This window comes from Streptomyces sp. NPDC057002 (assembly GCF_042673825.1).
In the GTDB taxonomy this organism is placed as follows: domain Bacteria; phylum Actinomycetota; class Actinomycetes; order Streptomycetales; family Streptomycetaceae; genus Streptomyces.
The window spans coordinates 901,643-914,212 of sequence record NZ_JBHURZ010000004.1; the positions used below are offsets into that span (position 1 = coordinate 901,643).

The window sequence follows — 12,570 nt, forward strand, 5'->3', positions numbered from 1 at the left end:
GGGCAATCGTGCCGCTAAGGGCGGCACGGGTGGGCGCAGCGGCACCTCGTCGCGCCGAGCTGCGCAACGCCCCGGCTTCAGCAGCAACGCCGGGCACCTCAAACGCACAGCAGCACCAACACCCCGCGTTCAAAAACCCCGCAGCCCCCACCCCCACCCCAGCGACAATGACCCCGTGCGGTACAGAATCCTGGGCACCACCACGGCAGAGGACGACCACGGCGCAGCCGTCCCCCTCGGCGGCCCCCGCCTCCGCGCCCTGCTCACCGCCCTCGCCCTACGCCCCTCCCACACCACCACACCCCAGACGCTGATCGACGAGGTATGGCCGGACGACCCACCCCAGGACGCCCCCGCCGCCCTCCAGGCCCTCATCGGCCGCCTCCGCCGCGCACTCGGCAAGAACGCCGTGACGACCTCCGAAACCGGCGGCTACCGCCTCACCGCCACGCAGGACGACATCGACCTCTTCGTCTTCGAACGGCTCGTCCAGCAGGGCACCGACGCCCTCGCCGCCGACACCCCCGCCCTCGCGGAACGGCATCTCGACGACGCCCTCGCCCTCTGGCGCGGCCCCGCCCTCGCCGACCTTCCCGACCGCTCCGCCGCGACCCGCCCGGAGGCCACGCGCCTGGAGGCGGCCCGGGCCCGGGCCGAGGCCCGCCTACGGCTCGGCCGAGCACTGGACGTCGTACCGGAACTGCGGGAACTGACCGCCGTACACCCGTACGACGAGCCTCTGCACGCGCTCCTCATCCGCGCCCTGCGCGACACCGGCCGGCAAGCCGCCGCCCTCGCCGCGTACGAGTCGGCCCGCCGAGCCCTCGCCGAGGGCCTCGGTACCGATCCGGGCCCGAAGTTGCGCGCCCTGCACGCGGAGTTGCTCGGCGCGTCCGCGCAGGACCCGAAACCCTCGTCGGCGACACCCCCCGTACGACCCGAGCGCACCGGCAACATCCGTCCCCGTCTGACCTCTTTCGTGGGCCGGGAACCCGAGATCAGCGCCATCCGTTCCGATGTGCACAGGGCCCGGCTCGTCACCCTCACCGGACCGGGCGGCTCCGGCAAGACCCGTCTCGCCGAGGAGGCCGCCGCCGGGCTTCCGCAGGCCTGGCTGGCCGAGCTCGCCCCGCTCGACCGGCCGGAGGCGGTGCCCGGAGCGGTGGTCAGCGCGCTCGGTCTGCGCGAGACCGTGCTGATGACCAGCGAGCTGACGGCCGTGCCGGACGACCCGGTCGCCCTGCTCGTGGAGTACTGCGCCCCGCGCAGCCAGATTCTGATCCTTGACAACTGCGAGCATGTCATCGGCGCCGCCGCCCACCTCGCCGAAACCCTGCTGACCCGCTGCCCCGGCCTCACGATCCTCGCCACCAGCCGTGAACCCCTCGGCGTGCCGGGCGAGTTGGTCCGTCCGGTCGAGCCCCTGCGCCCGGACCAGGCCCGCCGGCTGTTCGCGGAGCGCGCCGCCGCCGTCCGTCCCGACACGGACGCCGTGCTCCGTGACGAGCGGGCGGTGGCGGAGATCTGCCGGCGGCTGGACGGTCTGCCGCTCGCCATCGAGCTGGCGGCGGCCCGGCTCCGGCTGCTCACCCCCCGGCAGATCGCCGACCGGCTCGACGACCGCTTCCGCCTCCTCACCTCCGGGAGCCGTACGGTCCTGCCCCGCCAGCAGACCCTGCGTGCCGTCGTCGACTGGTCGTGGGACCTGCTCGAAGAGGCCGAGCGGACGATGCTGTGCGAGGTGTCCGTGTTCGCGGGCGGCTGGGACCTCGCGGCGGCCGAGGCGGTGTGCACCGGGCCCGCCGCCGAGCTGATCGGGGCGCTCGTCGACAAGTCCCTCGTCGTGGCCGCCCCCGGCGAGCGCGACGGCTCCGCCGGCATGCGGTACCGCATGCTGGAGACCATCCACGAGTACGCGGTCGAGCGAGCCGCCGAGGTTCCGCGGCTGCGGACATCGGCCGAGCGCAGGCACCAGGCGTGGGTGCGCGCGCTCGTCGAGCGGGCCGACCCGCTGCTGCGCTCCACCGGGCAACTGCCGTGGATCTCCCGCCTGGAGACCGAGCTGGACAACATCCGCGCGGCCCTCGACCGGACCCTCACCGCCGGGGACGAGGCGGAGGCCGGTGCCCTTGCCCTGGCCATGGGCTGGTTCTGGTGGCTGCGCACCTACCGGCACGAGGGCATGGAGTGGCTCGACCGCACCCTGCGCCTGGGAGCGGCGATGGATGCCGCGGGCCGTGAGCCGTCCGGCGGCGAGCCGGGTGTGGCGCCCGACCCCGTCGACCACTTCCTCGCCATGCCGGACGGGGAAACGGAACATCCGCTGCACGCCCTGCGGATGCGACTGCGCATGCTGCATCTGTTCTTCATGGCCGAGGACACGCCCATGAACGCGTTCGGGGGCGAGCGGCGCCAGTATGTGACGCGGGTGTGGGCGTACTTCGAGGCCGGCGGACCGCAGGCGGCCCGGATCCCGGGGCTCGTCTGGCCGATGATCGCCTCCTTCGTGGGGGAGCTGCGGGACGTCCGCGCCGCCATGGACTCCGCCGTCGCCAACTGCCGTGCCCACGGCGGCGACTGGGAGACCGCCGTCGCCCTGATGTTCCGTACGCACATGGTGGTGGACGCCCCCGGCGACCTTGATGGCGTGGACGACGACCTCGCGGAACTGCGCACCCTCAGCCGCCGCGCCGGAGACCGCTGGCTGCGGGCCCAGGTGTGCAGCGCGGCCGGCGAGGCCGCCATGGCGCGCGGCCGCTTCGAGGAGGCCAAGGGGGAGTACGAGGAGGCCCTGCGGCTCGCCTACGAGGTGGGCGCGTATGCCGAGTCACCGTTCCTCATCGCCCGGCTCGCGGAGATCGCCTACCGCGCGGGAGACCGCCCGGCCGCGCTGGCGGCGCTGGACGAGGCGAGTGCCGCCGCCGACCGGTATGTCGTGGCGGACTCGAAGGCGTTCGTCCTGCTGCTGCGGGCCCAGATGGCGTTCGAGGAGGGACACATCGAGCGGGCGCGCGAGCTGTGCGAGGCGGCGCGCGGGGAGGCCGCGCGTGGCACTCCGCCGCCCCAGTTCATGGTGATGCTGGATCTGATCGACGCCGTGATCACGGCGAGCGAGACCGCTCCGGGGCCGGCCCTGGCCAAACTGGCCGGAGCCCTGCGCGATGCCGTGGACCGGCGGTGCTCCGACATGATCCGGGCGACGGTCGTGGACAGCGCTGCGGGACTGCTGGCCGACCTCGGCGACTTCCGGCGTGCGGCACGGCTGCTCGGCGCCGGCGACCAGTGGCGGGCCGGCCGCCCCCGCCCCATGCCGGAACACGCCCAGGCGGAACGGACCGCGGCCACCGCTCGCACCGCCCTGGGCAGCGTCCGCTGCGAGGCGGAGCGCGCCCGGGGCACGGCCCTCACCGCTGACGACGTCCTGCGCGAACTGGACGAGGCGCGGAGTCCGTACGCCGCCGAGCCGCGCTAGGCGCAGGTGAACTTCGAGTCCGCCCAGTCCGCCAGGGCCACGTTGTCGAGGGCACCGCGCGGTTCCACGGCCAGCCGTACGGTGCTGCGGCCGGCGAGGTTCACATGGACCGGGACGGCCGGGTCCCCGCCCTCGACCAGCCCGGACCGCCACAGCCGGACCCCGTCGGCGTAGACGGAGAAGCGCACCTGGCCCAGCCTCAGCGTCAGGTCGTCCACACCGACGAGCGCGTCGTACGAGGAGCAGGACCGGTTGAGGTCGATGGTGACCGAGGAGCGGCCGTGCACGGTGACGCCGTGCGTGTACCGCTGGTCGCCTACCGACATGCCGTACCGCTTCCAGACCCAGCTGCTCGCCCCGATCCGCATCTCGGGCTCGGTGCCGTCACCGCTGATGTCGTACGACAGCTCGCTCCACTGGTAGACGGCCGGGGCGGGCGGCGCCTCGGTCGGGGGCGGTGTGGGCGTGGGTGCAGGGGGCGGTGTCGGCCTCGGGGACGCGGGCGGCGGGGTGGGTTCCGGTGCCGGTGTCTCGGCCGAGGAGCGGGTGGGACTCGGGCCGGTCCCCGGGGTGGTCGGCGTCGGCGCGGGCGTCTCGGCGCGCGCGGGCACGATCCCCGGGGGCCGCGGACCGGGCTCCCGGTTCGAGTTCGAGGGGGAGGGCGTGGGTGTGGGCTCGCCGGGCCGCACCACCGGTGACGTCGGGGAGGCCGGGGAAGGGGGAGCTGCCCTCGCTTCCTCCTTCGGTTTCTCGTTGCCGGCCAGGGCCATCACCACCGCGGCCACGACACCCACGGCGACGACACCTGCCGCGATACCGGCCTTCAGGGGCGCGCCGATCCCCTCGGACGCCGCCGCACCGCCGCCGCTTCCCGCCCCACCGGACGAACCGGCACCCGCGCCCGTGCCCGCTGCCGCGCCGGACGAGCCTCCGCCCGCCGTCGCGGCCGCACCCGCGGCACCGGCCGCTCCCGCCCCTCCGGCGATGAGCCCGGCCACCTTGGCGTACCCGGCGGCACCGAACCAGCCGATGACCGCGACCGGAACGACGGCGGGGATGCCACCGGCCACTTCCGCGATCTGGCTAGCGGCCAGCCGGCACCTCGCGCACTCCTCCAGGTGCTTGCGCAGCCCGCGCTCGGCACGGGTGCGCAGCCGGCCCCGGGCGTAGGTGCCGAGCTGGTCGGCGTAGCGCGCGCACTCCTCGTCGCCGGTGAGCGTGGCGCTGACGTGGGCCTGGAGGTAGGCCTGCTTGAGGCCCTCACGGGCCCGGCTGGCGAGCACCCGCGTGCCGTTGGCGTCCAGGCCGAAGAGCGTGGCGACCTCGCTGGGCGACTCGTCCTCGACCTCGGTGTGCCAGAGCACGGCCTGCCACCGCTCGGGCAGCGACCGGAAGGCCTGCATGGCCATGGACCGCTCGGCGTGGTGCATCGCCCGTACGTCCGCGCCCAGTTCGAGCGTGTCGCCGTCGGACACGTCGGGCCCGTGCGCGGACTGGGCGGCGAAGACCGCGAAGTCGTCGACGAGCTGTTCCCGCCGCGCCGACCTCGTCCAGGAGGCGGCGACGCGCCGCACGGAGGTGAGCAGGTAGGCGCGGATGGTGTACTGAGGGCCGGAGCCGCCGCGCACCGCCTGGAGCATGCGGGCGAAGACCTCGGCGGTCAGGTCGTCCGCGGTGTACGCGTCACGGCAGCAGGTCCGGGCATACCGGCGCACGGCCTGCGCATGGCGCCGGTACAGCTCCTCGTACGCCGTGTCGTCGCCCGACCGCATCCACTCGATGAGCTCGGCGTCGGCCGGCGGGAGCTCACGGGGTGGCGGCAGGACGCTGTCCTCGTGCCGGTCGCGCTGTGCCGGGACCGAGCCGTCGGCGGGATGCCCGCCCGGCGGGACGCTCGCGCGCCCGCCCTGGCTCGGTACTTGCTCGTCCCGCCCGTCAACGTTCATCGCGGAAAGCCCCCGCCAGCCGCCCAACCCGTCCAGACCACCGGGTCAGAGTGCCACAGGGGCCCTTGGTCAGGACCCCGGAGTTCGGACGATCACTCATCCGTGGGGATTTATCGCACGCCAGCACTAGCCATCACCCAATCGGGGAAGGCTCCCCTTTTACTCCGGGTCCCTCCGGGCCCTGCCACTCAGGGCCGCGAGCGCAGTCCCTCCAGCAGGATGTCCAGCAGCCGGGCCGAGGCGGCCGCCTGCTGAGCCGCGTCCGGCAGCGAGGGCGCGGCCGTCGCGATCACCAGCAGTACGTCCGACACCGACACGTCCGGCCGCAGCTCACCCGCCGCACGCGCCCGCTCCACGAGCTGACCCACGACCTCGAGCAGCGCCGCCGCCCCGGCGTCGTCCTCCGCGGCGACCGCCGGTACCGCGGCCACCGCCACCGGCTCCTCCGGAACCAGCCGCAGCTCCGTCGTACCCGGCTGCGTCCGCTGCTGCGGCACCCGCGCCTGACCGGCACGGTCCTCCTCGACCGAGACCCGCAGCACCTGCGGCGGCAGCAGCCGCCCGGCACCGGAGGCCACCGACGTACGCAGGAAACGCGAAAGAGCCGACCACGGCTCCTCCTCCTGCCCGAGCGCCGCACGCGCCTGGTCGGTCAGCCGGGAGGTCTCCTCCTCGGCTATCCGCCGCACCAGGACGTCCTTGCTCGGGAACCGCCGGTACACCGTGCCCACACCGACCCGCGCGCGTCGCGCGACGTCCTCCATCGGCGCGCCGTACCCCAGCTCGCCGAAGACCTCACGCGCAGCACGCAGCACGTGCTCCAGATTGCGCTGTGCGTCCACGCGCAGCGGTGTCGTGCGCGGACCGTCCCCGCGTCCGCTGCCCACCGCCGCGCTCAACGTCGCGCCACCCGCCGTAAGAGCGGATGCGGACGACCAATGAGAATCCTGAACATGCATACGTATTCCCCCGGTAATGACGTCTCCCCCCGGAGACTCCCCGCCATTCGATGCCGGGACAGGGGAACAGGCCCGGGTCCGCGGGCCCGCCCGTCGCGGACCCGGTGAGCGCATCCCCCTACACCCCGTCGACACACGAACATAGTTGAGAGGGAGTCAATTCAGAAGGGGCAGGTTCCGCACGGAGCGCCCACCGATCGGAGTACGGGCCGTATACGTCCTGAATGTGCCCCTGCGCGCCTCCCGCACCACCCCAGCTGACCTGCGCGTTTCCTTCACAGCTTGTTAATCCGGCCAACTCCGCGCGCTCTTCCGCTCCGGTCACACAATTGGTCGAGGCTGTGGACAAACGCAAGCGACGGGTGCGTCATGGGATGGTGAAGGAACGTGCGCGCATTCTCGTTGTCGGTGGTGGCTACGTCGGGATGTACACGGCCCTGCGCCTGCAGCGCAGACTGAAACGGGAACTGGACCGGGACGAGGTGGAGATCACGGTCGTCACACCCGACCCGTACATGACGTACCAGCCCTTCCTCCCCGAAGCCGCAGCCGGCGCCATCTCGCCCCGCCACGTCGTCGTGCCGCTGCGCCGCGTCCTCGACCGGTGCCACGTCGTCATCGGTGAAGCGACCGCCGTCGACCACGCGAAACGCACCGCCACCATCAGGACCCTCGCCACCGCGGAGGAGGGCACGGGCGGAGAGCGGCTGGCCTACGACGAACTCGTCCTCGCCCCCGGCTCCGTCTCGCGCACCCTGCCGGTCCCCGGCCTCGCCGACCACGGCATCGGCTTCAAGACCGTCGAGGAGGCCATCGGCCTGCGCAACCACGTCATCGAGCAGATGGACATCGCCTCCTCCACCCGCGACCCCGCGATCCGCGACGCGGCCCTCACCTTCGTCTTCGTCGGCGGCGGCTTCGCCGGTGTGGAGGCACTCGGCGAACTGGAGGACATGGCCCGCTACGCCGCGCGCTACTACCACAACATCCGGCCCGAGGACATGAAGTGGATCCTCGTCGAGGCCTCGGACCGCATCCTGCCCGAGGTCGGCGAGGAGATGGGCCGCTACACCGTCACCGAACTGCGTCGCCGCAACATCGACGTACGCCTGCGGACCCGCCTGGACTCCTGCGCGGACCGGGTGGCGGCCCTCAGCGACGGCGCCCGCTTCCCCACCCGTACGGTCGTCTGGACCGCCGGCGTGAAACCCCACCCGGTCCTCGCCGCCACCGACCTGCCCCGCAACGGCCGCGGACGGCTCAAGTGCACGCCGGAACTGACGATCGAGGGCACCTCGCACGCGTGGGCGGCGGGAGACGCCGCGGCAGTCCCCGACGTCACGGCCGAGAAACCCGGCGGCGAGTGTGCCCCCAACGCCCAGCACGCCGTCCGCCAGGCCCGGGTCCTCGGCGACAACATCGTGCACGCCCTGCGCGGCGAACCCCTCGCCACCTACACCCACAAGTACGTCGGCTCGGTCGCCTCCCTCGGCCTGCACAAGGGCGTCGCCCACGTCTACGGACGCAAGCTCAAGGGCTACCCCGCCTGGTTCATGCACCGCGCCTACCACCTCAGCCGCGTGCCCACCTTCAACCGCAAGGCGCGCGTGCTCGCCGAATGGTCCCTGGCCGGACTGTTCAAACGGGAGATCGTCTCGCTGGGTTCACTCGAACACCCCCGGGCGGAGTTCGAACTCGCGGCCGGTGGAAAGCCTTCTCAAGACCCCCCGCACAACCCGAAGGGGTCGTCCTGACCGGACCCAGGAACTCCAACGGCCGGCCCGGCGTCTGACGGATGCCGGTCCGGTCCACGCACTGCCAGACTGGTCCACCACCGCGGGCGTGCCACCACTCGCCCCGGTGCGGGCCCCCGGGGCCCCGGCCGGTTCCGGTGCCGGCCGCCGACGACTACACGAGGCAAGGATTCGTGAACTTCACGCGCTGGAGCGCCCGGCTCCCCGGAACGCAGCGCCGCGCCGCAGCGCGGACCGAGCAGACGGCCTCCCCGGACCGGCGGGGGGACGGCTCCGTACCCGCCGCCCGCGCCGAACAGCTGACCGACGAGACCCCGTCCGTACCCGCCGTCGACGAACTGCGGGTGCGCGAGGTCCTCGACCGCGTCCCCTCCCTCGTCGCCCTCGTCCACGGCCCCGACCACCGCATCGCCTACGTCAACGACGCCTACACGACCGCCTTCGGAGTCCGCCCCCTGGGCGAACGCGCCCGCGAGGTCCTCCCGGAGCTGGACGCCCTCGGCCTGTTCCCCCTCCTGGACCAGGTCCAGCGCAGCGGCAAGCCCCGCACGGTGAAGTCCCGCAAGGCTCCCGACGGCCGCTCGTACACCTTCACCTGCACCCCGGTCGCCCAGGGCGACGGCGAGGGCGGCAGCGAAGGCCGCGGTGTCCTGGTCTTCGCCACCGACGTCACCGACCACGCCGAAGCCGCCGAACGCCTCCGCGCCAGCGAACGCCGCCAGCGCGAAACAGCGGTGACCCTGCAGAGATCCCTGCTCCCCCAGGAACTCGAAGAGCCGGACGACCTGCGCGTCGCCGCCACCTACCACCCCGGCGGCACGGAGGCCGCGGTCGGCGGCGACTGGTACGACGTGATCACCCTGGGCGGCGGCCGCACGGCCCTCGTCATCGGCGACGTCATGGGCCGCGGCGTCCGGGCGGCGGCGGTGATGGGCCAGCTCCGCACGGCGGTCCGCGCCTACGCCCGCCTCGACCTGCCCCCGCACGAGGTCCTGCAGCTCCTCGACGGCCTGGCAGCCGAGATCGACGCCAACCAGATCGCCACCTGCGCGTACGCGGTCCACGACCCGAACGAGGGCAAGCTGGTCTACGCCTCGGCCGGGCACCTCCCCATCCTCGTCCGCGACGAGAACGGCACGGTCCTGCGCGCCGAGGAGCCCACCGGCCCCCCGCTCGGCACCGGCGGCTGGATGCACTCCTCCGGCTCGATCCCCCTCAGCCCCGGCTCCACGGCCGTCCTCTACACGGACGGCCTGGTGGAACGCCGGGACGCCGACCTCGACGAGGGCATCGCCGCCCTGGAACGCGCCCTGGCCGGCGCCACCGGCACACCCCAGGTCGTCTGCGACCGCCTGGTCCGCTCGGCCGGAGTGACCCCCGACCACGACGACGACGTGGCCGTCCTCGTCCTCCAGCACCCCGCCCGCACAGGCGCGGAGGGAGAGCTCTTCCGCAACGCCGCCCTGGAACTCCTCGGCGGCGTGGAAGCGGCCCCACGCGCGCGTGCCTTCGCCTCCGGCGTCCTGACCAGCTGGCGCTTCCCCGCCGACCTGCACGACCTGGGCGTCCTGGCCACCAGCGAACTGGTCGCCAACTCCCTCCAGCACGGCACCCCGCCGATGCGCCTGCGCCTGCGCCGCACCGACCGCCGCCTGATCATCGAGGTCACCGACGGCGACGACCACCTCCCCAGGCGCCGCCGCGCGGAACCGGGCGACGAGTCGGGCCGGGGCATCGCCATCGTCGCCACCATCGCGTCGAACTGGGGCTGCAGACGCACCCCGGGCGGCGGCAAGGCGGTGTGGTGCGAATTCGCCCTGCCGCGCACCCGGACGACCTAGCCGACGGGCAGCCGATCAGACGTCAGCGGAAACGGGCGCCCCACCCCGCGCCACGACCCGGCTCTTCACCAGCCACGGCTGATCCTGCGCCTCGGTCAGCTGCCGCCCCAACCGCACCGCAAGGACGGTGATCCCGAGGGAGAACAACAGGAACGCCACGATGTACGGCGCGTGCAGCGAGGCCCCCAGCGGCCCGCCCACCGCCGGCCCGACGGCCAGCGCGAGCTGCTTCACCAGGGCGAACGCCGAGTTGTACTGCCCGGCCATCCCCTCCGGCGCGAGATCCGCGACCAGCGGGGCCACGGTCGGCGACAGCATCGCCTCGCCCAGCCCGAACAACGCGTACGTCGAGACGAACGCGGCCGTCGTCATCTCCTGGCTCCCGTGCCCGAGCCCCGCGTACCCGGCGACGGCCCACGCCACGGCCCAGATCAGCCCCACGACCGCGATCACCCGAGACCGCCTCCGCCGCTCCACGAACCGCAGCACGGCGAACTGCGCGATGACGATCACCAGCGTGTTCGCCGCCAGCGCCGTCCCCAGTGCCGACGTCGATATCCCGGCGGCCTCCACCCCGTACGCGCTCAGCCCCGACTCGAACTGCCCGTAGCAGGCGAAGAACAGCACGAAGCCCAGCACACACAGCTGCACCATGGCCCGGTTGCCCAGCAGCTGCTTCCAGCTGCCCCGCCCCGACGCCACGGGCGCGCCTTCGATCCGCGGAGCCCGCGGCATCCGCACGGTCACCATCACCACGACCAGCAGCAGGAACATCGCCGCCTCGATCGAGAAGAGAAGGGTGAAGGAGGCGGCACTGGACGTGTCGACCAGATGACCACCGATGAGGCCACCGACACCGAGCCCGAGGTTCTGCAGGAAGAACTGCATGGCGAACGCACGCGACCGCGTCTCCGCCGACGAGCAGTCCACGATCATCGTCGCCAGCGCCGGCTGCATCACGGCCTGCCCGGCTCCCAGCAGGGAAGCCGACACCAGCACGGCCGCCGCACTGCTCGCGATCCCCAGACTCAGGGCACCTATGGCGGCGGTGATCAGGGCGACGAGCAACACCGGCAGCGGGCCCCGCCGGACGATGGCCCGCCCGGCGAACGGCAGCACGACCAGCGCGGCCACAGCGAAGACGGCGAGCACCAGCCCCGCAGTCATGGCTCCCAGCCCTCGCACCTGCGCCACATAGACGTACAGATACGGGACCGTGAAGCCGAGCCCGAACGCGCTGAGTGCGTTACCCACGTGAATCCGGCGCATCGCTGCGCCCATCGCCCTGGTCACGTTCACCTCTTCCACAAGTTAGGAGTGAAGACTTCGAAACTAAAGTTCGAAGCTAAAGAATACATACCCAAGGACTTCAAGGCAAAGAACGTCCGTGCCATACTGCCGCCATGGGCGACACCCCCGGCCCCAGCGAGCCGACCCTCGAAGAACAGATCGCCGCGTACCAGCGCGAGTTCCAGGACCTCGACCCCCAGGTGGAGCAGATCGTCTCGGCCCTCTCCCGCCTGAACCGCCGCATGAACGTCGCCTACGGCCGTCAGACCTCGGCCCTCGGCATCAGCAACGCGGAGTGGGAGGTCCTCAAGGCCCTCGTCCTCTCCGGCGCTCCCTACCGTCTGGGCCCCAGCGACCTCGCCAAGCGCCTCGGTCTCACCCCGGCCGCCATGACCCACCGGATCGACCGCATGGTCGGCGAGGGGCTGGTTACCCGAGAGCGAGACGAGTCCAACCGCGTGCGAGTCATCGTGGAGCTGACATCCGAGGGGCGTGAGAAGTGGCTGGAGGCAATGCGCCTGGCGACGGTCTTCGAGGAGGACCTGCTCCAGGACCTGACCCCCGTGGAGCGCACCGCGCTCGGCGGCGTCCTCACCCGCCTGTTGCGCAGGGTGGAAGACGCCCAGCCGGACGCCGGCGGCCGCCTCTCAGACCTGGACTGACGGCCCGACAAAAGATCTTGACAAGGGCCGCTTGACACCCCCCTGCCCGATCCGTAAAGTTCTTCGGGTTGCCGCGGAGCCGTAACGGTTCTGCGACAGCACTTTCGCCGCTCAAGCGGCACCCAACCACTAGCAAGATCGCTCCCAGCGGAGTTGTTTTCGGCGTGCCCGAATTCAATTCGAATTGGGACTCGACGGCCTGATCGACTCGACACCGGCTCGATTTGGGAAACGGCGAGAGACCGCGCTAAGGTTGGACACGTCGGAACGGCCCAACAGTCGCAAAGACAACCCCCACTGACTGGGGATCAGGCCCGAAAGGATCTGATAGAGTCGGAACCGCCGGAAAGGGAAACGCGGAAGCGGGAACCTGGAAAGCACCGAGGAAATCGGATCGGAAAGATCTGATAGAGTCGGAAACGCAAGACCGAAGGGAAGCGCCCGGAGGAAAGCCCGAGAGGGTGAGTACAAAGGAAGCGACCGTTCCTTGAGAACTCAACAGCGTGCCAAAAGTCAACGCCAGATATGTTGATACCCCGTCTCCAGCATTAGCTGGGACGAGGTTCCTTTGAAAAAACACAGCGAGGACGCTGTGAACGGTCGGGCCTATTCCGCCTGACTGTTCCGCTCTCGTGGTGTCGACCGG

At 72.1% G+C, this 12,570-nt stretch carries 7 protein-coding genes; 4 read left to right on the forward strand and 3 right to left on the reverse strand.

Annotated features, from left to right (window positions below):
- Nucleotides 1-175 precede the first annotated feature (175 nt).
- Entirely contained in the window at nucleotides 176-3,472 is a 3,297-nt protein-coding gene (locus ACFT32_RS24160) for a BTAD domain-containing putative transcriptional regulator (RefSeq protein WP_382492663.1), read from the forward strand.
- On the opposite strand, the gene ACFT32_RS24165 is transcribed toward ACFT32_RS24160, so the two are convergent.
- Both ACFT32_RS24165 and ACFT32_RS24170 read right to left on the reverse strand, forming a co-directional pair.
- Complete coding sequence (locus ACFT32_RS24165) at nucleotides 3,469-5,418, reverse strand: sigma-70 family RNA polymerase sigma factor (RefSeq protein WP_382492666.1); 1,950 nt, start codon at nucleotides 5,416-5,418, stop codon at nucleotides 3,469-3,471. The two genes, ACFT32_RS24160 and ACFT32_RS24165, sit on opposite strands and share 4 nt — an antisense overlap.
- 188 nt (nucleotides 5,419-5,606) lie before the next feature.
- Nucleotides 5,607-6,377 carry a TetR/AcrR family transcriptional regulator gene (locus ACFT32_RS24170; protein WP_382492669.1) on the reverse strand — a complete coding sequence of 257 codons (771 nt, stop codon included), beginning with the start codon at nucleotides 6,375-6,377 and terminating at the stop codon, nucleotides 5,607-5,609.
- A gap of 374 nt (nucleotides 6,378-6,751) precedes the next feature.
- On the opposite strand from ACFT32_RS24170, the gene ACFT32_RS24175 reads away from it, so the two are divergent.
- Together ACFT32_RS24175 and ACFT32_RS24180 are read left to right on the forward strand one after the other, a co-directional pair.
- Entirely contained in the window at nucleotides 6,752-8,131 is a 1,380-nt protein-coding gene (locus ACFT32_RS24175) for an NAD(P)/FAD-dependent oxidoreductase (RefSeq protein WP_382492672.1), read from the forward strand.
- 173 nt (nucleotides 8,132-8,304) lie between these two features.
- Entirely contained in the window at nucleotides 8,305-9,972 is a 1,668-nt protein-coding gene (locus ACFT32_RS24180; RefSeq protein WP_382492674.1) for a SpoIIE family protein phosphatase, read from the forward strand.
- Nucleotides 9,973-9,987: 15 nt separating this feature from the next.
- Here ACFT32_RS24180 and ACFT32_RS24185 read toward each other — a convergent pair whose 3' ends face one another.
- Nucleotides 9,988-11,253: an MFS transporter gene (locus tag ACFT32_RS24185; RefSeq protein WP_382492784.1), complete on the reverse strand. Its 1,266-nt coding sequence runs from the start codon at nucleotides 11,251-11,253 to the stop codon at nucleotides 9,988-9,990.
- A 122-nt stretch (nucleotides 11,254-11,375) separates the two neighbouring features.
- On the opposite strand from ACFT32_RS24185, the gene ACFT32_RS24190 reads away from it, so the two are divergent.
- Nucleotides 11,376-11,924, forward strand: a complete 549-nt coding sequence (locus tag ACFT32_RS24190) for a MarR family winged helix-turn-helix transcriptional regulator (RefSeq protein ID WP_376393006.1) — start codon at nucleotides 11,376-11,378, stop codon at nucleotides 11,922-11,924.
- Nucleotides 11,925-12,570: the final 646 nt, after the last annotated feature.

What these genes read in the sequence shown, in the direction of transcription:
- ACFT32_RS24165 (WP_382492666.1), bottom strand. Translation starts at nt 5,418, where the DNA reads ATGAACGTTGACGGGCGGGACGAGCAAGTACCGAGCCAGGGCGGGCGC.
- ACFT32_RS24170 (WP_382492669.1), bottom strand. Translation starts at nt 6,377, where the DNA reads ATGCATGTTCAGGATTCTCATTGGTCGTCCGCATCCGCTCTTACGGCG.
- ACFT32_RS24175 (WP_382492672.1), top strand. Translation starts at nt 6,752, where the DNA reads ATGGTGAAGGAACGTGCGCGCATTCTCGTTGTCGGTGGTGGCTACGTC.
- ACFT32_RS24185 (WP_382492784.1), bottom strand. Translation starts at nt 11,253, where the DNA reads ATGGGCGCAGCGATGCGCCGGATTCACGTGGGTAACGCACTCAGCGCG.
- ACFT32_RS24190 (WP_376393006.1), top strand. Translation starts at nt 11,376, where the DNA reads ATGGGCGACACCCCCGGCCCCAGCGAGCCGACCCTCGAAGAACAGATC.